15 protein-coding genes are annotated in these 23,367 nt (G+C 66.5%); 8 read left to right on the plus strand and 7 right to left on the minus strand.

What is annotated here, in order from left to right; translation table 11 throughout:
* Nucleotides 1-45: 45 nt before the first annotated feature.
* Both ABH935_RS30840 and ABH935_RS30845 read left to right on the plus strand, forming a co-directional pair.
* Nucleotides 46-7,404, plus strand: coding sequence for a bifunctional DNA primase/polymerase (locus tag ABH935_RS30840; RefSeq protein WP_370381460.1), 7,359 nt, complete (start codon nt 46-48; stop codon nt 7,402-7,404).
* Between the two features lie 205 nt (nt 7,405-7,609).
* The gene (locus ABH935_RS30845) at nt 7,610-8,059 is read left to right on the plus strand and encodes a hypothetical protein (RefSeq protein WP_370381461.1); all 450 of its coding nucleotides are present in this window, start codon (nt 7,610-7,612) and stop codon (nt 8,057-8,059) included.
* A gap of 322 nt (nt 8,060-8,381) precedes the next feature.
* Here ABH935_RS30845 and ABH935_RS30850 read toward each other — a convergent pair whose 3' ends face one another.
* From ABH935_RS30850 to ABH935_RS30865, 4 genes are all read right to left on the minus strand, one after another.
* A complete protein-coding gene (locus tag ABH935_RS30850) occupies nt 8,382-9,017 on the minus strand; it encodes a helix-turn-helix domain-containing protein (protein WP_370381462.1) in 636 nt (211 codons plus the stop codon).
* Entirely contained in the window at nt 9,004-9,456 is a 453-nt protein-coding gene (locus ABH935_RS30855; protein WP_370381463.1) for an ATP-binding protein, read from the minus strand. Before ABH935_RS30855 ends, ABH935_RS30850 begins: the two co-directional genes overlap by 14 nt.
* A 3-nt stretch (nt 9,457-9,459) precedes the next feature.
* Nucleotides 9,460-9,765 carry a hypothetical protein gene (locus ABH935_RS30860; RefSeq protein WP_370381464.1) on the minus strand — a complete coding sequence of 102 codons (306 nt, stop codon included), beginning with the start codon at nt 9,763-9,765 and terminating at the stop codon, nt 9,460-9,462.
* A gap of 454 nt (nt 9,766-10,219) precedes the next feature.
* Nucleotides 10,220-11,446, minus strand: a complete 1,227-nt coding sequence (locus tag ABH935_RS30865; protein ID WP_370381465.1) for a helix-turn-helix domain-containing protein — start codon at nt 11,444-11,446, stop codon at nt 10,220-10,222.
* A 118-nt stretch (nt 11,447-11,564) separates the two neighbouring features.
* Between ABH935_RS30865 and ABH935_RS30870 the strand changes: the two genes are divergently transcribed.
* On the plus strand, nt 11,565-12,119 hold the full coding sequence (locus ABH935_RS30870; RefSeq protein WP_370381466.1) for a flavoprotein: 555 nt from the start codon (nt 11,565-11,567) through the stop codon (nt 12,117-12,119).
* Nucleotides 12,120-12,343: 224 nt separating this feature from the next.
* Nucleotides 12,344-13,246: a helix-turn-helix domain-containing protein gene (locus ABH935_RS30875; RefSeq protein ID WP_370381467.1), complete on the plus strand. Its 903-nt coding sequence runs from the start codon at nt 12,344-12,346 to the stop codon at nt 13,244-13,246.
* Nucleotides 13,247-13,485: 239 nt separating this feature from the next.
* Here ABH935_RS30875 and mobF read toward each other — a convergent pair whose 3' ends face one another.
* From mobF to ABH935_RS30890, 3 genes are all read right to left on the minus strand, one after another.
* Nucleotides 13,486-18,168, minus strand: coding sequence for a MobF family relaxase (mobF, locus tag ABH935_RS30880; protein WP_370381468.1), 4,683 nt, complete (start codon nt 18,166-18,168; stop codon nt 13,486-13,488).
* A gap of 58 nt (nt 18,169-18,226) precedes the next feature.
* A complete protein-coding gene (locus ABH935_RS30885; RefSeq protein WP_370381469.1) occupies nt 18,227-18,814 on the minus strand; it encodes a helix-turn-helix domain-containing protein in 588 nt (195 codons plus the stop codon).
* 253 nt (nt 18,815-19,067) lie between these two features.
* On the minus strand, nt 19,068-19,613 hold the full coding sequence (locus ABH935_RS30890) for a hypothetical protein (protein WP_370381470.1): 546 nt from the start codon (nt 19,611-19,613) through the stop codon (nt 19,068-19,070).
* Between the two features lie 227 nt (nt 19,614-19,840).
* Between ABH935_RS30890 and ABH935_RS30895 the strand changes: the two genes are divergently transcribed.
* The 4 genes from ABH935_RS30895 to ABH935_RS30910 all read left to right on the plus strand — a co-directional run bounded on the left by ABH935_RS30895 (nt 19,841) and on the right by ABH935_RS30910 (nt 23,302).
* Nucleotides 19,841-20,257 carry a hypothetical protein gene (locus ABH935_RS30895; protein WP_370381471.1) on the plus strand — a complete coding sequence of 139 codons (417 nt, stop codon included), beginning with the start codon at nt 19,841-19,843 and terminating at the stop codon, nt 20,255-20,257.
* A 77-nt stretch (nt 20,258-20,334) separates the two neighbouring features.
* Nucleotides 20,335-21,267 (plus strand): hypothetical protein, encoded by a 933-nt coding sequence (locus ABH935_RS30900; protein ID WP_370381472.1) that lies wholly within the window; start codon nt 20,335-20,337, stop codon nt 21,265-21,267.
* Complete coding sequence (locus ABH935_RS30905) at nt 21,264-21,833, plus strand: AAA family ATPase (RefSeq protein WP_370381473.1); 570 nt, start codon at nt 21,264-21,266, stop codon at nt 21,831-21,833. The genes ABH935_RS30900 and ABH935_RS30905 overlap by 4 nt, the downstream gene beginning before the upstream one ends.
* A gap of 1,094 nt (nt 21,834-22,927) precedes the next feature.
* Nucleotides 22,928-23,302 (plus strand): ASCH domain-containing protein, encoded by a 375-nt coding sequence (locus ABH935_RS30910; protein ID WP_370381591.1) that lies wholly within the window; start codon nt 22,928-22,930, stop codon nt 23,300-23,302.
* Nucleotides 23,303-23,367: the final 65 nt, after the last annotated feature.

A 23,367-nucleotide genomic window follows, 5' to 3' on the forward strand; every position in this document is an offset into this window, starting at 1 on the left:
ACAGCGCCGGCTCGCCGCCGGACCGCACCACACGGAGGCCGCACCATGGCCGAATCCACCACCACCCAGACTGCGGACACCGGTCCGATCACCCGCGCTCGCTTCAGCCTTGCCGCGTTGGAACGGCTGGATCGGATACGCCAGGCTCCGCACAAATCTCCTACGTCGGGAGACCTGACCATTCTGCGCGGATGGTCCGGCTGGGGCCCGCTCGCCCCGGCTCTGGAGCGCTCGCGGACCGGCAGCTGGAAGGAGATCGGCGAGCGTATCGCCTTCCTAGTGCCCAAGGATCATTACAATCACGGAGTTCAGGCGACCTATAACGCCTTCTATACCCCGCCGCAGATCACGTCGGCGTGCTGGCGAATCCTCACTGACCTCGGATTCGACGGCGGGAAGGTCCTCGAACCAGGTTGCGGAGCCGGCGCGTTCATCGCCGGTACCCCCGACGACATACCCGCGGCGTGGACCGGTATCGAACGCGACCCCACCACTGCTGCCATCGCTCGCGTCCTGCACCCTGACGCCACGATCCATGCCCAGAGACTGGAGGAGACGTCGCTGCCGTCGTACGGCATGGACGCGGTGCTGGGTAACGTGCCGTTCGGCGAGACCAAGGTCTACGACCCGACCACGCCGCGCGAACTGACCGCGAACCTGCACAACTACTTCATCTACCGCTCGGTGAAGACGTTGCGACCTGGTGGCGTCGCGGTGCTGGTCACCTCGCGGTACACCATGGACGCTGCCGGGAGCACCGGCCAGATGGCCCGGGCCCTGATAGCGCACGAGGCCGACCTGCTCGGTGCGATACGCCTGCCCAACGGCGCTCTCACCTCCGGCGGCACAGAACCCCTCGTCGACGTTCTGGTGCTGCGCCGTCGTCGCGAAGGTGAGCAGCCTCTTCCCGATCAGGATCAGTGGATCACACCCGGTGCGTCGGTCGGCGGTCAGCAGGTCAACAACTACTTTCTGTCGAACCCGAACATGGTGCTCGGCGAATTGGCCGAGGACAGCGCGCCGCGTTGGGGCCGGACTCTGCGGGTCGATTCTCGTCCCGACGACCCGCCCGTTGAGCTCGCGATGGCGGCCGCTGGGAGTGAAATCGTGCGCCGGGCGACCGAGGAGGGCCGGCGGTGGCGGGTAGATGTCGGAGCCTCGCCGATCACCCGTGAGTCCGCCCCCTTCGAGCTGCGTGCCGACGGCAAGAAGGAAGGCTCATTCCACCTGGGCGAGGGCGTGGTGCACGAAGTCGTCGAAGGTGCGCTCGTCGTGGTTGAGCGGCCCGGCAAGGAGTTGCCGAAGCTGGTCGCGCTCCGCGACGCGGCTCTGGCCCTGCTGGACGCGGAGTCCGACCACAGCCGTCCCGACGAAGTCCTTGCTCCTCTTCGAGCCGAAGCGGCACGTCTCTACGACGCTTACGTCAAGGCGCACGGGTACCTCAACCGATACACGGTCGTAGAGGGGAAGCCCGACGAAGACGGCTCAGTGACCTCCTCGCGGCGCCGGCCGGCAATGGGCGGGTTCCGCCGTGACCCGGACTTCGTCACGGTTCTCGCCCTGGAGAACTTCGACGACGACGCCCGCACTGCGGTCAAGGCCGCTCTGCTCACGCGTCGCGTCAACCGGCCACGCGAGCGGGCCGCTCACGCCGAAAGTCCGGCCGAGGCCATCGCACTGTGCCGTGACGAGCTCGGTCGCTTCGATTTTGGACGCGTGGCTGCGTTACTCGGAATGGACGCCGAGGAGGCAGCGCGGCAAATCACCGAAGTCGCGTTCATCGACCCAGACACCGACGCCTGGGCGCCGGCTGACGAGTACTTGACCGGGAACGTGCGGATCAAGTTGAGGCAGGCGAAGACCGCAGTCGCCCTCGGTGAGGATCGCTTCCGGCGCAACATCGCGGCCCTCGAAGCCGTCATCCCCGCGGACCTCGAACCTGAGCAGATTGAGGCCAACCTGGGTGCGCCGTGGATACCCGCCGCCGACGTGCAGGAATTCGCCCGGGAACTCTTTGGGTTTCCGGTGAGAATCTGGCGCGAGCCACGCACCAACACCTGGAGCGTGACCGCGAGTCGGCGTGCGGAGGAGTCCACGGCGGCTACCACTGACTGGGGGACGTTCCGGCTCAACGCCTATCGGCTCCTCGAATACGGTCTCAACGGTAAGGCCCCTGTTGTCTACGACGTCATCGACGACAAGCGGGTGCGCAACCAGGACGAGACCATCGCTGCGAACGACCGTCTCGACGCCATCGCCGCGCGGTTCGCCAACTGGTGGCGGGAAGACCCCGATCGCGCCGACCGTCTGACCCACGCCTACAACCAGGTCTTCAACGCAGTCGTGCCCAGGAAGTACGACGGTGCTCACCTGACCTTCCCTGGTCTGGACGCCGAGTTCGAGCCGTATCCGCACCAGCGCGACATGGTCGCCCGGATGATCTCGGGGGACGACGCGCTGTGCCCGTTCCCGGTGGGCACCGGCAAGACGGCGACCATGTTCATGGCCGCCATCAAGCTCAAGGCCTTGGGGCTGGTGTCCAAACCGCTGATCATCGTGGTGCCGTCCACGCTTGAGCAGATCGCCCGCGACGGCAAGCGCCTGTTTCCCAACGCCCGAATCCTCATGGCAGGCAAGGAGGATCTTGCGACTGCTCGTGGACGCAAGCTGTTCGCCGCGCGCTGTGCGATGGAGGACTGGGACGCGGTGGTCATGTCTCATCCGTCGTTCACCTCGATGCCTGTCCACCCGACGGTCAAGGCCGAGTACATGACGACGCTCGCTGCGGACTACAGAAGTGCGTTGATCTCGGCAAAGGCGGAGGGCGCCGAGCCACGCAAGATCAAGCAGATCGCCAAGATGGTCGACAACCTGGATGCGCAAGCCAAAACGCTGCTGAACCACGCTACCGACGACGGGGTCTTCTTCGAGCATCTTGGCACTGACTATCTGCTCGTCGACGAGATGCACTACTTCAAGAACCTCGGTGTCCCGGTGCACATTGACGGCTTCGCGGTCAACGGATCCAAGCGTGCCCAAGACCTGGACATGAAGCTGAGTTGGCAGCGCAGCCGGCATCCCGGCCAGCCCGTGGCCACCGGCTTCACCGGCACCCCGGTCTCCAACTCGCTGCTCGAACTGTTCGTCCTCCAGCACTACCTCCAGCCGCAGCGCCTGGAGGAACTCGGGCTGGCCTCGGCAGATGCGTGGGCAGCGCAGTTTGTGCGTTTCGGTACGGGAGTCGAGATCACCCCGGACGGCGGATTCCGGCTCAACCGCCGGCCGGTCGAGATCATCAACATCCCCGAGCTGATGCACACCGTCGCCGAGTTCGCCGAGCTGCGTGCGCCCGAGGACTTTCCCGTCGTACGGCCAGACGCCCAACGGCACATCGTGGTCGTCGATGCTTCTGACGTCGTGCGCGACTACGTGCATGATCTGGCGGACCGGGCGGATGACATCCGTGCCGGGGGAGTGCCGGCCAACGTCGACAACATGCTCAAGATCTGCTCCGACGGGCGCAAGGTCGCGCTTCACGAATCTCTCGTCGGCCTCGAATCTGAGGGCCCTGGCAAGGTCGGCGCCGTCGCGGCGAACGTCGCTCGCATCTACCACGAGACGAAGGACCTCGAGCTCGCCGGCGACGGTTCGGGTGCGCGGGGTCGGCTGCAGCTGGTCTTCTGCGACCTCGGTACACCGAACAAGGACAAGGGAAATCAGGTCTACGGGATCCTTCGCCACCAGCTGATCGTCGCCGGCGTGCCGGCGCGGAGCATCCGGTTCATCCATGAGGTCGCCACCGATGCTCAGCGCCTGGTGCTCTTCGACCAGTGCAACAAGGGCGAAATCAACGTCCTGCTGGGATCTACCGACAAGCTCGGAGTCGGTGTCAACATCCAGCGTCGCGCCATCGCACTGCATCACGTCGACGCACCTTGGCGGCCTGATCAGGTGGAGCAGCGCGAAGGACGCGTCTGGCGACCGAAGAACCTGAACTCGAACGTGGACATCTACCGCTACGTCACCCAGGACTCCTTCGACGCTTTCATGTGGCAGACCCTCGAACGCAAGGAGAGGACCCTGCGCCCGATCCTCTCCGGTCAGGTCACCGCGCGCACTGTCGAGGACATCGGCGACGTCGCGCTGGACTACGGCCAGATCAAGGCTGTCGCCACCGGCAATCCGATGCTCGCCGAGCTGAACGAGCTGAACGTCAAGGTCAAGAGCCTCGCAAGCCTGGCGTCCAGCCATCAGCGCAACCAGCGTCGACTCCGCGCTGACATCCAGACATTCACCATGCAGGCCTCCGCAGCGGCGAGCAGCTGCCAGGCGCTGGAGAGCGTCGCCCAGTTCGCGGCTGCCTTCGGCGCTGAGTCGCTGTGGCGCGGTGCTGACGGAAACGCGATCTCGTCGGACGATGTGCCCGCGGTCCTCGGCGGGCTGGCCGAGTACACCATCGCCAATGGCTATTGCGACCGCGAGGTGCTTTGGCGCGGTATGACGGTCGGTTTCGCCTGCACCCGGAACGGGTTGGAGGAACTGCTGTCCGCGCGCGTCGTCACCGGCGACAACCGCCGGTTGGACGTTCCGCTGAATGCCGCCTGGACGGCCAAGGGCCAGCAGTGGCGCATTCGTGATGCCATCGCGGCCGCGGTCGACGGCGCACATCAAACCGCCGCCGAGACGCGGGCGAACATCGAAGTGCTTCAGCAGCGGATCGCTGAGAACGAAGCCGCCATCGGTCAGCCGTTTGCCGACCAAGCTGCCCTGGACGAGGCGCGCGCACGTCGCGCGGCGCTCGATGTGGCGATCCGCGAGCAGGCCCAGAAGGACGAGGAAGCGCGTCGGAACCGAGTCGAGCGCGCAGCGGAGAAGGCTGCTGGGGCCGGTGCGGAGAGTGAGAGAGACGCGCTGTTTCGTCGAATGCTTACGGCCATGTCCGCCGTTGCTTCGCGAGCGGATGCGGAGTACGAACCGGCGGCCCTGGGCGCGACCGAAGGACAGATCCACGCTGGCGACCCAGACCTGGAGCCGGCAGCCTTGGGACGGCCTGATGTCGCCGCAGAGCCTGTTACCGGGCCGGGGTTGCCTGTCGAAGTGCTGCCCGCAGCGCCGGGGCCGCCGCCCGGCCCAGCGGAACAAGATCCTGCGCCGGAACCGCCGCAGTCCAAGTCCGGATTCACATCTGCGCCCGAACCGCGCACGATGCCGCCGGAGCCGGAGCCGGAGCCGGAGCCGGAGCCGGAGCCGGAGCCGGAGCCGGAGCCGGAGCCGGAGCCGGAGCCGGAGCCGGAGCCGCGACCCGCGCTTCAGCTGACGCCCCGTACCCCTCAACAGTCCCGAGCAGAGGAGCGATCGGAGATGCTTGAACACGCACTCGCCTTGGCCGATCAGGGATTCCACGTCTTCCCGCTCAAGCCAGGCACCAAGAAGCCGATGCTCAATGACTGGGAGAACCAGGCGAGCACTGATCCCGAGATGATCGTTCGTTGGTGGACTGCCGTACCCAGCGCGAACATCGCCATCGCCTGCGGCCCGTCGAACCTGTTCGTCATCGATCTGGACAAGGCGAAGAAGCCTGGTGGACCGCTACACGGCCAGCAAACGCTGACGGCGTTGGCGGGCGGCCGCCAGCTGCCCGACACCTTCACTGTCGCCAGCGCTCGGGGCGGTCGTCATCTCTACTTCCGCCAGCCTGAAGGGGCCGTACTGCGCAACACCGCCGGCAGCCCGACCGCCGGTCTCGGTCCGCTGATCGACACCCGTGGCCACGGTGGCTTCATCGTGGCGCCAGGCTCCGTCTTCGAAGGAAGCGACTACCGGGTCGAGAGCGAGGCGGCTGTCGCGTCGCTACCCGCCTGGATTGTCGACGAACTTTCGAAGCGAAGGGTGGCCGCGGACCCGGTACCTGCGCCGGCTCTTCCTCGTACCCCCTCTACCGACCGACGCCGCAGCGCCTACGGCGACACGGCTCTCAGCCGGTCCGCCGACACCGTTGCCACAGCTTCGGAGGGGACGCGCAACGACACCCTCAACAGGGAGGCGTTCCGGATGGGCCGTCTCGTCGGCGGCGGCGTCCTGCATCAGCGCGATGTCGCAGATGAACTGCGCCGCGCGGCTGAGCGGGCCGGCCTGTCACCTGGTGAGGCCGCGAACACCATCGCGTCCGGCCTCGCTGCCGGTATCAGCCGACCGCGCTCCATTCCTGACCGAGATCCGCTTCCGCGGAACCGCCCCCAGCCTAAGGACGACGTCATGACGAGCACGCCGGACGCACCGCCGGACACAGTCATCGAACCAGACCGCGCCGCAGCACCTTCTGAGAATTTCGAAGACATCTGGAGCGATCTTCGCGCCAGCTTCGATGACGCTCATCAGGTCCTGGCCGACTGGACTGATCACGACGGGGCCGACGGTCTTGAGCCCGCGATGGACGAGGCCGCCAGCGTCGTGGCGCAGACCGTCGCCACACGCGGCCAGGGCGACAGCGCCAGCACCGCGGCTGACGAATCGGCACCCGCCGTCGAGCCCTCGGCTGACGCCGCCGACGACGTTCTGGCGCCGGTGGACGCTGCGTATGACGACGCCCGGATAGCGGGCATCCCAGACGACGCCCCGGAATGGACGGGCATCAGCACCATCCGCGATGCGATGCGGAACCTCTGGGACATGGTCAAGGCAGTCGCTGGCAGGTATTGGGCTGAGCTGTCCGTCGACATGCGCGTGCGCGGACCTCTGAACGCGCTCGCGACCCGGGCTGCCCTGGGCATCGCGAACCTGGCCACCCGCGCCTCCGACCGCCTCGAACGACGTGGTCCCCGGCAACCTCGTGTCGAGTCTTTGGCGAGCCTGCGCGAGGCGTACATCAACGCGCGCGGCCAGGTACGTGCACACGCCGCCACCTACGAGTGGCAGCGCATCTCAGCTCTCTGGGGGACGGTCAACACGCTCGCCCGTCAGGTCCAGGACCCGGGAATCCGTGCCGTGGTCGCCCGCAGCGCTGACGCCATCTCCGACCATGCGGACGCACTCAGCCGTCGAGCCGCGCAGGATGTTCACGCCGACGCTCCAAGTGCACTCGCGGCCCTTGCGAGAGCGGCTGAGGGTCATGCTTCCGCCCTTCGCGCCACCGGCATTGATCAGAATCCAGTTGCTGGACCCAGCCTTGTTCCGGCGTCGGTGCCTTCCTCCACCGCGCCCTCCGCGCAGCAGGGCGCGGAGGTGCGAGCGCTTCAAGCGAGGGCACAGGAGGTCGCCCGACTTGCTCAGACAAGGCTGGGTCAGCCGTCCGGGACTGATGCAGTTCCGCGTAGTCCTCGTGGTGTCAACGTCCCACACGGCCAGCAAGACAACCCGATGCGATACCGGCCGCCAGCTTCTCCGCAGGCATCGGCGAGGGTGTGACGTGGCTCGATACCTGGCACCTCAAGATCGAAACGGCCGAAACCTGCTGGTACGCCGGGCCACGATTGTTGGCACTACAGGCGCGCGGCGCCCCGAAAGGGTGGCGCTTCGCAAAGGGCTGATTTAGTCCGTGGGGCATGGGTAGGCGCCTGCCGGATGCGCCCGCCGGACCGGCCGGCGCCTACCCGACAGGACGAGGTCCCCCATGGCTCCCGTGCCCGATGGCGTCTACCGCTTCCAGGACCAGCTCGGCTTTCTGTCCGTCCAGGCCCCGGCCCCCGGATCCCCCGTGCTCGTCACCCCGGACCCCGGCGGTTATGGACCCCCGCCGGTCTGGCAGATCCGGAACAACGACGACGGCACCGTCATGATCCGGGCGGCGTTCGGCCCCCCGCTGTTCCTGGGCTACCCCGGCGCCCCGCAGCCCATGATGCCGGTCATCGCCAGCCCCGAGCCGACCCGGTGGGAGCTGCGGCCCGGCTTCGACGACGAACACATCGTCATCGCTGTCCCCGCCAACCTGACCCCCGACGATGAGGACGGCCTCGTGGTCGACCTCGGCCTGATGCGGATGTTCCCGCCCCGGACCGCGCTCATGACGTCCCAGCCCGACAACCCCGCCCAGAACTGGTACCTGGACAACTTGGGCGGCTGACCGGCCGCCAGCCACGGCCGCCGCACGAGCTAGGCGATGACTTCAAAGTCGTCGATGCAGTAGGAAATCGAGGCTTTGAAGTTCCCGAGGCTAGCTGTCTCGGCGGCCGAGGTGCGCCGGACGGGTCCTGCCCCCGGCAGATCACGCCACACGGGTGCATCGACAGCTGGCTTCGGCTCATCGATGCCGAGAGAGCCCTGGCATTTTGTTGCCACAACCACCTGCCGAGTCAAACTCGTCACTCCGCTCCAGCGCCCGGTCTCACTAAGATGCCATCTGTCGAGTCGAGGCACGGAGGGGCCCGCGTTGGTGAGCTCGCGGGTCACGTTGTCAGAGGAGTTCGCATTTCCGGTCGTCGAACTGGCCCATGCTCCAACTGCTGGAACCGACTACCAGTGCCAGGCCCTCCCTTGGAGTTATCGATTGGCTGCATGGCGAGGGTGTACCCCAGCTTCTGTGCCCAAACGATCAGCGCCATCGGCCGGGGAGGTACACGTGCGAGCTCCCATCGTTGGATCGAGTCCCGGCTGACGCCGACGTGAAAGCCGAGTGCATCCTGCGACAGCCCGAGCGCCGAGCGGCGGTTCCGCAACGGAAGGGCCAGCCGCCTCTGCTCGAAAATGTGCCAGGGCTCGCCGGCACGCCGGCGTATCGGCCGGCTTCGCAGGTCGCCGGACAAGCCGAGGATCACCAGGTGGCTGTCGAGCTTATGCGCCAACTGCATCAGGTGTTCCAAGGTCGGCTCGACAGCTCCGGTTTCCCACTCGGAGATCGCGCGTCCCCTGAACGGCAGCCCTTCAGCCAGCGCGTTCTGGGAAAGATCGGCATCGGTTCGGGCAGATCGCAGATGCCCGATCACTCGTCCGTATGTCAGCCTGGCCGTGTCGTCGACCTGCAGGGTCCGAGCCCGCGATCCTGGCTCTTGGGCGACGATGTCGGTGCTTCTAGAGACTTCCACGGGCAGTTCCCACCGTCGCCCTTCCCGATGCCATGATCTCCGCCCACACTGCGCGGGAGTCTCGATCGCCGACCACCCCCCATGCCGACGACACCGCTGCGACCATCGCCAGACCACGTCCGGCCTCAACCTCATCGCCGAGCGTGTCGAGGTCTTCGGCGCTTTTTACCGACGTGAGTTCGCATAGGTGCGGCACTCTAGGCCCGCCTTCGTCGATCACGCGGACCTGCCATTTGTCGTGAAAGTCCGCGACTTGAAGCGTGAACTTCCCGCCGGGCACGCCGCTTTTGCTGTGCTGGATCGCGTTGCCGGCCAATTCCGACGCGACCATCTCCACCAGATCGGCGCCTTCACGGTCGCCGGCAACGATGCGCGTGAACTCCCGTACTTCCGTCAGGTGCTCGGGCAGCCCCGCAAAATCCCTGGACCAGTACGACATGGTTCACTCCGCGCTTCCAGCGCTATCGCCGTGCCTGAGGTCGGCCGCGGCTTCCACAATGTGTCGGTAGACAGTCTCCGCAGCTTTCTGCGGCGTGCTTTTCCGCTCATACATCGCCAGACAAAGCAGTGAGCCCTTCAAACCGTCGAGGTGTCCTGACCATGTGGTGAGCTCCACGGAGTTGGTTGGGCCCAGTGCCATTGGGTCGACACCCATGACAGCTACGAGGTACAGCAACGTGCCGTAGCTGTCTGTGTGGCCTTCTTCCATGATTCTTTCGAGGATTCTGTCCTTTGCGCTGTCAGCCATGAGCACCCATCCTTGATCGTGAAGACCGAGACTTGATTTGCTGGTGACGCCAGAACGCCGGGTGTTGGCCACGGGCATGCGAATGCGGCCTCGGTGGCACCGTGGAGGTCGTCCGTCGTACTCGGTGCTCCGAGACGCGATGACGGCCGGGACTGCCGTACTGCTGCCGACCAGCGCGTCCCCATAGGAGAGCGCCGGCCAGCAGCTGCGCGGCGCAGAAGAGCGACACCTTCGAGGGGGTTTGGGACGCGTGCCGTCCGCGGGCGACTGACCGTGTGGGGTAGTAGCCGTAGCACCAGACCGTCAGCGCTAGAAGCGTTGCCTGCATCCGCTCCTCCGTCGTTCTTCGAACGTTGGGATTCGCGGCGGGTTGTGTGCCGTATCCCGTTCTTGACGGTAAGAGCTGTCTACCTCGGTCGATCCAACAAAGTGTTGGGTGGTCTGAGACTGATACCTACGCGATGTCGAGCAGGTGAGCGAGCTGGGCCAGCTGCGGCACCTGGTCGGGCTTGGAGGCGCGGACCTGGGCCAGAACCAGGTCCCGGGCATCGGAGCTGTAGACGATGGTCTCGCGGGACTCGGCGACGGACGCGAGCAAGGCCGGGAGCACCTGAGCGGCGTTGCCGGCCCGATGGTGGCTGCGCGCTACGTCGATGAAGTGCTGGGCCCGACGATTCGTCGATGGGATCTCGCTGGGATCGAGGCGGGCGGCCTTGTCCGCCGCCACGATCGCGTTGCCGGTTTCGACGTGGAGGGCCACGCCGTAGACCGCCACGTTCGCGCTGCTGAACTGCGTATGCGGGTGCTGGTAGCCGTGATGCAACTGCTCGGCGATCCTGGCCGCCTCGTCCCAGTACCTCCACGCATCGGCGGGGCGACAGACTCGTGCGGCGCCGATGGCGGCGAAGAGTAGGAGGGAGCCACGCAGCGCAGCTTCACGGGGGGTGCTCGTGCCGGGGACGTGCTCTCTCGCGCAAAGTGCGATCGCCGCGGCCTCACCGGGTTCATCGGCGGCGAGCGACGTCATGGCGGCGGCCCAGCCGGCAAGAGCCAGCAGCTCCGGATCATCGGCCTGGTCGGCAGCCAGGAGTGCGCGATCGGTGCAGCGTGTCGCGAGCGACGTCGCGCTTACGCAGAATGCGAAGCGTTGGGCGAGTAGATAGACGTGGGTGAGTAGTTTGTGTGCTGCTCGACGCTCGATTTCCGGCGCCCAATGCGCCAGCGCGATAGCGTCGGTGAGCAGGTCCGGCAGCACGGCGCCTAGTGCGATGTATTGCGCTCGCGACATTCGCCAGCCATTCCACGCGTGCTGAACACGCTCCTGCAACGAGCGCATGGTGCATCGCGGGCCATCGACTGCTGGCGCGAGGAGGGCGAGGCTCAGGGCAAGGCGTACCTCGGCGACCGCAGGATGCTCAGGCACTCCGCCTGTGCTCCGGGGGCGGAGGTCGAAGCCAACGAGCATCGAGGCATCGCTCATGCCGAGCGCACGTGCGATGTCGACCAGGTTGGAGAGCCGTTCGGCGCCGCGTCCCTCGACTTCGAGCAGCCGGAGCCATTCCTCGGATCGCCCGACCAACTCGGCTAGCGCCTTGCGTCGCATACCGCGTCGTTCCCGGTGCCACTTCACACGTTCGCCAGTGGTGAGCGGGTCGGCGCTACGCTTCTCGGACGACGGCATCGGACACCACCCGGGGCATGGTTAACGGTAGGTGGTACCGATGTTACGATGCGCGACGTCCGCCCCGGAACCCTCGTGCCCTGATTATCTATGGCCGTGCGGTTGGAAGGACACTGTCTTGCCGAAGAAGCCCGTTCTTTACGCCATCGGTTGCGGTGGCTACCCGTCGGAGCTCATGCCGGATCTCGTGAGGCATGCGCAGGGTGAGGGATGGGACGTCTGCGTGATTGGGACCCGCATGGGAATGCGGTTTCTTGACGCCGTTCTGCTGCAGGAGCTGACCGGCTATCCCGTTCGCGATGATTATAAGAAGCCTAACGAGCCTGACGTCTTGCCGGATGCAGATGCCTTCGTCGTTGCGCCGGCGACCTTCAACACCGTCAACAAGGTAGCCGCAGGCATCTCTGACACGTTGGCGCTGGGCTTGATCAACGAAGCCGTCGGCATGGGGAAGCCGGTCATCTTGGCGCCCTGGCCGAACCAGGAGCTTGTCAAGCATCCGGCGTTTCCCCGAAGCGTCGAGCTGTTGGCCGAGGCTGGCGTGCGCTTCGTGCTCGATCGAGCTGCGCTTCCGCTGCCTGCTTCAGGGAGGCCAGGGGCCGCCACGTTCCCGTGGACTGCGGTGTATTCCGCGCTTGCGGTCGCGAAGGACGAGGTCCTGGCGGGCTTCTGAAACCTGCTCTCGGCCGGCCACGCGATATCGCATTCGGCATGTGTCGGCCGAGCTGAAGCCTCTTCACGCGATCGGGTGAAATCTCGGCGTGCTTCCTCATGGGGAAGCGAGATCCGGCGAATCGGGACGCCCAGTGGGTAATATCTTCGGCAGCTGAGAAGCAAGAACCCCGGCCGGTGCTACCAACACCGCCGGGGCGTGGCACCAGGAGAACGGACTCCCGAATGCGCATCCATCGTAGCGCGCGCGAGCGCTTTTTCACGTCGTTGGGCAATGAAGTCCTTCGGGACAGCCGCTTGAGTTTCTGTGCTCGCGGCATCCTCGCCTACCTGCTCTCGCAACCCGACGGGAAGCGTGACGACATCCGGACGCTGGCGGAACGAACGCCGGAGGGTCGGGAGCGCGTGGCCTCCGCGATGCGGGAGCTGGAGAAGCTCGGCTACCTCACCCGGACGAAGAAGCGCACGCCCGACGGGCACATCTACACCGAGGTAGAGGTCTTCGACAGGCCAGAGGGAGCGTCGTCGCAGCGTGAGCCGAACGCCGGGTTCCCGGCCTCCGGTGCGCTGGCGGTCAGCCCAGACGGCGATCACCCCGTGAAGGAACGGGTTGAAGAACCCACCCGCCTGGCGTCGGCTTCGGGAGGCTCAGATAACGGGCCCGACAAGGCCTGCGACGATGAGATGCGAACAAGCGCCCAGCTACTCGCCCGAATGGCGCGGGCCGAACCACGGCTGACGCTGGGATGGGTTGACGCGCTCCGGCTCGCGCCCTTGGTGACTGAGTGGCGGCGCCGCGGTGCCTCTGAACTTCACATCGTTGGCTCGCTGACCTCTGGCTTGCCGCGGGCAGGGGTGCACCATCCGGCGCGGTTCGTCGAGACGCGGCTCGTCGCGAAGATGCCCCTTGAGCGGTGCGCGGCCCCGCTGCGGCCCGAGTGCGAAGGGTGCGGCGTTCCGGTTCCCTCCGCTGGTCTGTGCGGGTCGTGCCGAGAAGATCAGCCTGCTGGAGCCCGGACGGTGGCGGAAGGCCAGGTCCTTGCTCGTGGTGTCGCTAAAGCGCGTGCGGCTCTGCGGGGTCTATCGATCGAGTGTGTGATGCCTGCGCTTGCTGGCGCTAAGGGATAGGGACCAGAGACACGGCCTGCCCATAGCTCGCGGCAGGGCAGGCTATGCCCGCCGACCCGACGTCTGGGCATCTTCGGTGCCGTCTGCGCGCAGACGATGATCAACAGTATCCCCACCGGTATCGCAACCACGCCGATCAGGATCGTGACGAAGCCGACCACGACCGCGCGTTGGCTGTGACCTGGTCAGAGGTCTGGGAGGTTCAAGCTCTGTGGCTGCTCGTCTGAAGTACCGGATCTTTAGCGTTCCGGCCTGGGCCCACGCGGCTGCTCGGGCGGGACGTGGGGCGGCTGCTGAGTCCGGGTGTATGACTGTCGGTTCGACAGCTCGTTTTGGACTCTGGACGTTTGCTGCTGAGCTGTCTGGGCCGGGCGACCATGGCGCTGCTTGGCGCGGCCTCGGGCGCTCGGGGTCCGTGGAGCGGGCCGGCTGGCGAGGTTGGGTTCGGGGAGGTTCAGGTGTCCGTGTTCGACGAGGATGGCTGCGAGTTGCTGGTGGTAGACAGGCTGATCGGCGTCGACAGCCGGCTCGCGGTTGTCTCCTAGCCAGTAGTGGCCGAGTCGGTTGGCGAGCCCGGTGGCGATGCTGTTCTGCTCCGCGATGTCCAGAGTCCGGTAGCGGTCGGCGGCCAGTCGTCCCCAGCTCGGGTCTGCGGTCGGGGTGGCACCGCGTAGGGCCAGGAGGGATGCGGCGGCTATCCAGTAGGCGCGATGGCCGACCCGTCCGCTCTCGGGATACGGGCCGAGAGGTTGATCCGGATCGTCATCGGTGACCCGGTACTGGTCGCGGTAGGCGGCGATGGCGGCGGCATGGCTCAGCCAGGCTTCGCGCTCGGCCGAGCCGGTGGGTTCCATGCCGAAGTGCGTGGTCCAGGCCGGTCGTTCGGCGATGGCGGTGAGGGCCAACTGGTCGACGCGATGACGGATCAGTTCGGCTCGCGCGTCCAGATACGGGCGCCACTGCGGATCGGTGACTGGTCGCGCGCTGCGGAGCCAGGCAGGTAGGAGGGAGTAGCTCACACGATGCGCAGCCGACTCTAGGTGCTTGGCCAGGGCGGCGAGGGTGAAACCGTCTGCACTGGCTTCGAGGCTCACGATGGCCTCGGTCAACGCGGCTTCTGGTTCGGTGCGGGCCTGTTCGAGCTGCGATAGCGCACGCGTGATCCGTCGCCAAGCGGAGCGCGAGTCGTCGGTTGTGCTGGCGGTTCTCGCGTCAAGGTAGCGGTGGACGGCCAAGGCAGCAGTCTGGCAGACCGGGGCTCCGGCATGGAGTGTTCTGCGGTTGATCATGGCTTGCAGAAGCTCGGCGGGGTCCACCCCGAGCGCGTCGGCGCGGCGTAACGCGAGCAGCAGTGCCGGCCAGGTGCCTTCCTCGCGGGCCTGTTCGGTGCGGACGGTTCCCAGGGCTCTGCGGACGGCGTACTCGTATAGCAGGTCGGAATCGTCGCCACGTACACGCGGAGCCGGGACCGTCGGCGGAGGAGTCAGATCGACTCCAGATGCCAGGGCTGGGGCGATATCGGCCAGGACGGAGCGGTAGCGAATCTCGTTGGAGCCGCCGGTGAGCGGTGCCGATTCCATCTCGATGACCTGGCGCAGGCGCCACGAAATGACTTGAGCCAGCGAGTCCGCGGTGGCCAATTCGCGCTTGCGTGCGGTCTTGGTGAGCAGACCCGGGACGTCCCATCCGGCGGTCTCGGCATCGCGAAGTGCCCGCAGGACTGCGTGCCACGCCGGATCGCCGATGATCTCCTCGGCCAGGTCTGGCAACACCTTCTCGACTGCCTGCCGGTAGTGGGAGTCGGTGGCGACATCGAGGGCGTGGTCGTATCGGGGTACGAGGCTGAACAGCGATTCGGCTTCGGCAAACGAGGCTCGGATCTGCTCAGTCGCCGACAGCTCGGCGGTCTCGCGAGCCACCACGTGTTCGAGGATCTCGCGCGCGGCGTAGGCATCAGGGTCGAACTTCACGCCGTCCACATGCTCGTCTTCGTCGAGGCTCGCGAGCTCATGGGTGGCGACGTACAACACGGTGCCGTGGCGGGCTCGGGACACGATGACGTAGAAGTTCTCCCGTCCCATCTCCTCGGTTATCAGTGCGTGGCAGGCGTCCACTGTCGATCCCTGGGCGCGGTGGGCGGTCGTGGCGTAGAGCAGTTCGACGTTGGCCGCGACGTACTGCGGCGGCAGCAGCACGCGGCCGTGGTGCTCCAGGTGTTCGACGGCCAGGGCGCCGTTTGCGTGACGTTTGACCACTTCCCAGGCATCGCCGTTCTTCACGAAGTCGCGTGTTCCGGAGCGGAGTCGGCGGTCGTTGTCGCGGGTAACGACCAGGTCCCGCGCGCCCGCGAGGTTGCCGTCATGAAGTCGCACGCCGTCGGCTTCGACCTGCCCTGCGGCGACCCGGTCGGCTCGTGCCCGAGCGCACAGTTCGGCGACATCGGCATTGGTCGCGGCGACCATCAGAGCCTTGCGCCCGGCGAGCATGTCCGTCTTCCAGCCCGCGTACGCCTGCTCGGTCATGCCTTGACGCGACCCGTGCTGAATCCGTCCGGCATCCTGATAGAAGTCGAGTCCGGCGGTGTCGCCGACACGGATCTTGAGCGTTGCCTCGGCTTCGAAAGGGTTCGCGAACCGGTACAGCGTCGACAACTCCACCGCCCCTGATTCGTTGGCGATGAGCCTCAGGGCGCCACCGGATTCGACGGCGCCGAGCTGCCGGTAGTCGCCCAGGAGCCGCACGACTGCACCATGCTGGGTGGCGATTGTCACGAGCCGGTCGAGGTTCAAGGTGCCGGCCATGCCTGCCTCATCCACCAAGACAACATCGCCCGGATTCAGTGCGAAGAACTCCATCTCCGGCGGCACCTTCCGCTCGCCGGCCAGGGCCTTGGCGTGCGGTCCCTTCGTCCATTCCCACAGGAACTTGTGCAGGTTCTCGGCACCGGTCCCCAACTCCGCTGCCAGCACGCCTGCCGCTGTTGCGGAGGTCGCCAACGGCACCAACCGCCCGGTCCCTCCGGCGTCGATCACGGTGGTCAGGGCCTTCATAGCGGTGGTCTTGCCAGCCCCGGCCGGACCAATCCCGGCCAGTAGCAGCCGTCCGTCGCATGCGAACGCCTTCACCAGCGCTTGCTGTCCCGGGTCGAGTTCGTCGCCGGTTCGCTGCTCGTGAGCGGCCAACACTCGGTCGGCGGTCTCCCCGTCCACCCCGACCGTGGTGCGGTATCCGGCAGCGTCGACCAGCCGGGCCTCGGCGTCCAGAACAGCTTGGCTGGTGAATCGCTCAGCCCCGTGTTGGACGAACACCGACGACCCGTCCGAGCGGCGCAGCGCTGTCGGCTCGGCCACCAGCTCCGGCGGCTCGGTGGAGATCGACCACTTGGACACTGCCGCAGCAACGACTGCGGAAACCGCGTACTCCTGCTCGGCCGGCGTCGTGAATCGTGTTCCACGCAGCTCTCGCTGCGCTTGCGCGAGTATGCTCCAGCGGGTCCATGTCGCGTGGTGCTCCTGGACTTCGGCTACCACTTGGCTGGCGACGGCTGCCACATCGAGCTCGGCGCTAGTGATCGGCCGCGGCCAGCGCCGACCGCGCGCGGGGACGACCGCGCTCACCTCGGCGAGGGCGCGCGGTCCGAAGGCCGCCATCAGGTCGTCGCGCCACTCGTCCCGCATCAGGGCCCACGCCCGCGGCGGCTTCTTGCCTTTGCGGGTCGACAACGTCGCTTGCTGAGCGAGTTCGTGCGCCGCCGACAGCGTGGGATCGCGCCCATGAGCGGCGCGGAACTCGGCGACCAGGCGCTGGTACTCGACCGCGATGTCGGTTCGCCGGCGGGTGAAGTGCGACAGCACCTGCGCAGGGAAGCCTTTGATCTCGCGCACCGGCTCGCGCTTGCTCAAGGTGTCCGATCGGGTCTCGAAATCGAGTCCGAGGCGGGCGTGCAGCTCGTTCTCCAGCACGGTGTTGTAGAGCTCGGAGGCCGCCACCGTCATCCGGTACAGGCCGCGGGCGTCGAGCGCCTGCCACTTTCCGTTGGTCCCAAGGACCTTGCTGGAGACTGCGACGTGAGAGTGGAGGTTCGGCTCTCCCAGTCGGTTGTCCGCGTGGTCAAAGACGGCGGCGATCAGCCCATGCGTCTCGATCTGCGCCTGTCCGGATGAGCCGGTGCGGGTGTACGCGGCGTGCTCTTCGAGTAGTTTCAGCGCTGAGTCTCGGGCCGCTTGGTGTGCCTGCTCGATCGCCTCGCGGACCCACCGACGGGGATCGAGACCCCACAGCCGGGAGACCGAAGACACCGGGGTGAAGACCAGGTCGAAGCCCGCTACGGCCCGCCGCTGGCGCCGGGCTTCCTCCCGCCGGACCTTCTTCTCTTCAGCCGCCGTCGGTGCACGGCCGACCTCGGTCTGGATCGCTTCCAGCCTGGCCGACACGCGATCGTCGAAGAGGCCGAGATCCCGGTACTCGGGGAACGGCCGGCCGAGGCCGGCTGCCTTCCGCGCCTGATCGTTGACCTTCTTGAGCTGCCGTTCCGACATCTCGGCTGTGACATTCTCGCGCTGGTAGTTCGCGATGAAGGCGGCGGCGTTCGGGTGCAGGCCCTGCCCGTACAGCGCCGTCATCTGCGCTTCGGAGACCTGGCCGGACACGCCGAGACCCTGTAGTCCCGACCCCATCCATGTGCCCGGCGGGTTGCCGGTTTCGGTGTAGTACTCGGCCGCTGACTTGCCCCTCTGCGGGCTGCTGTCTCCAGCGGCTACTTGCCTGGTCAGGTAGGTATAGCCGTCGCCAGCGGTGATCTTATGGATCGTCATCACGATCGGATCACCGCCTTTCGCGAGTCGGCTGCGGCACCGCGTCCCGCGTAGCGGGCCCATGTTCAGATTGTCTGCAAAAGGTGTGTTAGTAGAAATATAGGGCAAGTTGTTCACGTAGGCTAACGCTCAAGCGAGTGCGATTGAATGAGCGCCAACGTTGTGGTCAGTCGGTCTTCTCGCGCGTGAGCCAGCGTTGAATGGTTCGCGGGCTGACGCCGTATCGTTCCGCCAGGGTGATGGTGTCCGGTCGTGCGGATCCGGCGTCGTCCAGCTCGGCAAGGTAGGCGAAGAGCGCCGCAGCCTTCTGATCCGCCTTCGCCGCCACTGGTGCCGGCGTGCCCCGCCGTCTTCGCGGAGTGAGATCCCTCGCGCCGGCCGGCTTGCCGGGCTGCCCCGGCGCCCGTCCGTGGCGCTTCGACAGGTCGCCGCGGCGCCAGTAGCGCAGTTCGTGAGCTTCGATGTGGTGAGCTGTGAGGCCGAGCCGGGCAGCTTGGTCCGTGAACACGTCGACCGATACGCCGACTACCGCGGCGGCCTCGAAGTCGTCGAGGAGGTCGTCGGGGGAGGGGTCCGCGCGTGGGGGCAGGGGCCGCTCTGCCTTGTGCGCTGTGACCTCTGCTGGATCCCACACGTGGTCTCGTCCCCGGTGCGGATTGAGCGGCTTCGGGAATCCCGGGCTCTTCAACGTCTTCGCGTTGCGTAGTGTCCCGAGGGTGACGCCGCAGATGTCGGCGACGCCTGCCGCGTTCACGGGCTCAACGCCAGCCGGGATCACCCTCAGCGGTCCTTTCCTCGGGGCACCTATACTCACCCATCACAGCACCTCTCAAGGGCTGTTACTGGTCGGGGCTGGCGAGCTTCCACCGCGAGAGCGGACATCTACGCCGGCCCCGACTTCTTCGATCTCCATCATCGACGATTCGGCGGCCGCGACGTCGCACGACACAGAACATCAAAGCACGGAGCTCGGAGACGTTCTCCGGGTCCCGCGCGCAGCATGGTGATCAGCGCAGCCAGATGTATGCTCGCGTCTCGGTGAGTTCGTGGAGGACGCGAGCTGAGCACTGCCTTACCGCTGCGGTGTCGAAATCGCTTTCGATGTCGAGTACGTCAGCGAACCACTGGCCGGCCACCATCTCGCGGACGCGTTCTGCGAGCGTGTTGCGGGTAGCGTCGAGAGATTGCAGTGCAAGGCTGTCGGCCAGCTCCCACCGGCCCAAGCTCAACGCGCACCATCCCCCGATGCTCAACGCCGCAGCTGCCGCCACACCCTTGTGACGGGCCATCTTGGCGAGGCCGAGCGCCAGCCTCAGGACCCGCCGCGCGCCCTCCTCGGTGCGGGCGAACGTAGCGAGGTAGTCGCGCACCACGGCGTCCTCGCCGATCCGTCGGAGCAGCATCCCGGACAACGGGTGGTCCTCGACCAGGTAGCCAGGCGTGTCGCTGCAGACGACTCGATCCACCATCGTGCGGTCCTCGACCGAGAGCAGGGCCATCAGCACGACCTGCTGGTCATTCCGTTGTGTGACTAGTGTCGTTTCGTTGTTCATGAGCTTCCTCTCTCAAGGCTGTTACTGGACTCGTCGCGTCGGCTTCCACCTCTCGGCGACAAGTTAAATATACCCATGAAAGTTAATGCAGGCAGCACTGTGGCGCCTTGGGGGACGTTATTCACTCGCTTGGGCGAGGCCAGCGTGGCGGTCGAGCGGCTGGCAGCGGCGTTGGCTGAGGCCTGCTCGAGTCGCCGCTGCGCACACCTCTGTTTACTGTAATGAACATGGCGCGACGAACTGGAGCATCAGCGCGGACTCTGGCGCTGACCAAAGCACAGGAAGCAGTGGCACTCCGAGATGCGGAACGCATCAAGCGGGAGAAGGAACTCGAAAAGGTCCTGGCTGACTACTTTCAAGCGCAGGCAGAGACGCAGCGAATCCGCGACGACGCCGAGGCGAAAGTGGCACCGTTCGAAGCGGTGATCCGCGAAGCCGTGCTCAAGCTGGACCAACTGGGCGAGACCCGTGCCGGCATCGCTGCGCTCACTGGCCTACCGCTGCTTCGTGTGCGCGACTACTTCGTTGAGTCGGGTCCGAAAGCGCCGGCGCCTGGCACCTCGAATATCTGCGGGACTGACTCGGCAGGGAGCCCACCGAATATCGCAGACTCGGCGAGTAGTCACCCGGCAGCCAACCGCTGAGGATGGATGGCGGCGCTCTGGGCTTTCTGTGACCAGAGTCTGGGCTTTTTCTGGGCATCCCTGCCACACTATGTGGCATGGCCACTGCACCGCCTTCACCAACAACCGAGGCGCTGGCTGGGGAGGTTCGGGCGCTGCTGCGCGCCGGGCTGCCGGCCCGTGCCGGCGTGTGCGGGCCGAATCTGCTGGAACTGGCCGGAGTGAGGGCTCGCGCACTGGACCCCGCTGATCCGGCCAGCCGCATCCGGGCACTGGACGCGCTGCTGCGCGAGCAAATGGATCGGCTTGAGAACCACGAGCTGGCTGGCCCGGCGCGGCTGCTGTTCGGCGCCGAGACCGCGACGTCGGGCGCGACGCTGACTGCCCGACGCGCGGCCGCCGCGTCCGCAGCCGGCTACGAAGAACACCATTTCCGCAAGCGTGTCGAGCCCAAGCTGATCAACCTGCTGTCCTGGCAGCTGGCCCGGGACGCCGAGGACTTCACGTCCCGGCACGCCGAGCCCCCCGCGCTACGTCCGGCGGTTGCCCCTCTGGCACTGCCTGAGGACGTGTTCGCCTGGGAGGCAGCCGAGCACCAGCAGGCCGTAGCCCGGTTGTGGGGTGCGGTGTACCTGCTGCGTGCCGAACTGCTCGGCATCGCGCGGCTGGTGAGTATGGGCGCCGGCATCGAGGAAACGAATGCGGCGTCCCGGGGTGCGCTGTGGCGGCACGCTGCGGTGCTGGCCGCAGCCGAGGACTATCGCCGCGCCTACGGGCTGGTGCTGTTGCATGCCGACACCGAGCTCGGCGCGGACCAGATCGCTGCCTTCGCGGGCTGGACGCCGACCCTGACCCCGGCCCAGCGGCGCGTGCTGACTGCCTGCTTCGACCTGGCCGCGGGATTGGCTGACTTCCTCGCCGTGCTGACACGCGCCGACGGCGGACCGGACCTGATGCGCGACTGGAACACATCGCTGACCGGCCGCGAAGTGCGTGACCTGTCGAAATCCAAGGAGGCCCGATCCAAATGAGTATCGAAGAACTGCTGAACCCGGCGGGGCCACCGCGGCGATACGTCATCACTGGCGGCCCGTCGGCTGGCAAAGAAGCGGTCCTGGAAGTGCTGCACTCCCGCGGTATCCCGGCCACGGCCGGCGAGCCCGCAAGGGAGATTTACCGCAAGCACCGCGACCGTCTCGGGCGCCACCTCCAAGTCGGTGACCGGCAAGCGTACTCGCGCGACGTTCTGGAGGCGTTCGTCACCGAGTTCTGTGATCACGCGCACGGGCTGCGGTTTTACAACCGCGGCATTCCTGACGGCTACGGCTGGGACGCGTTCTTCGGCCTGGGGCCGTATCCGGAGCTGGAGCACGCCGCCCGTACCTACCGCTATGACGCTGTCTTCGTCCTGGACCCCCTGGACGATTTCGAGTCTGCCGACGACCTGGTGTGGGCCAAGGAGCGCGAGATCCGCCGGGTCCATGAGCTCATCGTCCAGGGCTACTACGACGCCGGCTACCGTCCCATCTTCGTCCCGGCCGACGATCCCGGTCGGCGTGTGGACTACATCCTGGCCCAGATCCCCGTGCCCGCCTGACGAGAGGCAGATCCCTCATGACCGGCACCGAACCTGTGGAGATCATCAGCCCGAACAACGTCCTGGCCAACGCCATGCTGCGAGCCGTCGACATGGTCCGCCCCCGGCTCCAGGCGATGGGGCCGGAACGGGTAGCGTTTTGCGTCGGCACGCAGATCAACGGAGCCCCGCACCTGGGTACCTCCTTGGTGCAGACTGCGGCGTTCCTGATGGCGAAGGCCACCAAGCGCACCTTCAACGTCGACGCCATAGTCCGCTTTGGCGCCTTGGACAATGCTCCTTACGACGTCACCCTGGACCCCGAGACGCATCATGCCTACCAGCAGACCTACTACCACGCCCTCGGCCACGATGGCGTGGAGGAGCTGATCGGTAAGTACTACCGGGCGATGTTCGACTCCTTGGCGGATGCCACCGGCGTGGACTATGAAGTCGAGACTTATAGCGCGCAACAGGCCAGCCCCGCTTTCCGCCACGAGTTCCTGGCCACACTGGGCAGGCTGGAGCAGATTCGCTGGCCGCTGGCTCCCTCCCATGGCCAGGTTCACCTGCGCCTTCCCTGCCCGGAATGCGGTTGGGCCGAGAAGCGTGCCGAGCGCACCCGGCTACTGCGCACCGGATCCGGCGGCGCGGACTTCGCTGCGGTCTGCACCGACCATGGTGAATACGAGATCGCCGTTACCGCTGACAACGCCAGCTACGTTGACCTGGCCACGCTCTACCGCAACCTGGTCAAGGAACGCCTGGCCATGCGCGATCCGGTGACACTGTCGGTGATGGTCAAGGGCGGCGACTGGGCGTTCGGCTGCCAGCTCGTCGACGAGGCGTTCGCCCAGCTGCCCGGGCTGGCGCCGCCGCCACGGGTGTTCACACCGATGGTGCTCACCGACACAGGCGCCAAGCTGTCCAAATCGCTGATTCGCGAAGGCCGCCTGCCGGCTCCGCCCGGCTCGGCGGCCTGGATGCTCGACGTCACCGACTGGCCTGGCGACGTCGATTCCTACGTCGATGCGATGGTCGATCTCGTCGGCCGGATGCTCGCTGACCCCAAGCACTTCTATCGCTCATACACGACCCAGGAGATCGACCGGATCATGTCCGCCCGCCCTGCCACGCCTGCCGGCCCTCGCGCCCGCGAGATGAACCTCTTCCGGCGCTACTTCGACCTTGTCGCTGCCGGCCGCAAGACCATCGAGGTTCGCGTTCAGTACCCGAACCTGCGCACCCTTGCCCCGGGCGACCGGATCCGCTTCATCTGCGGCCGCGATGACGTCCTGACCGTCGTCAAGCGCGTCGCCCGCTATAACAACTTCGAAGAGATGCTCGACACCGAGGGCCCGGCTAACGTGAACCCCGACAGCCCACGCGAACAGCAGCTCGCCAACATCCGGCGTATCTACGGCCCGGAGAAGGAAGCCCTCGGTGTGCTGGCCATCGAGATCGAACTCGAGCGGCCCGCCAGCGATTGAACCATGAGGGAGCCTGTCGATTTTTTGTCAGTCGCTATCTACCTCCAACTCCCAAAGGCTCGTGA

The sequence above is a fragment of the Catenulispora sp. GAS73 genome, assembly GCF_041262085.1.
Taxonomy (GTDB): domain Bacteria; phylum Actinomycetota; class Actinomycetes; order Streptomycetales; family Catenulisporaceae; genus Catenulispora.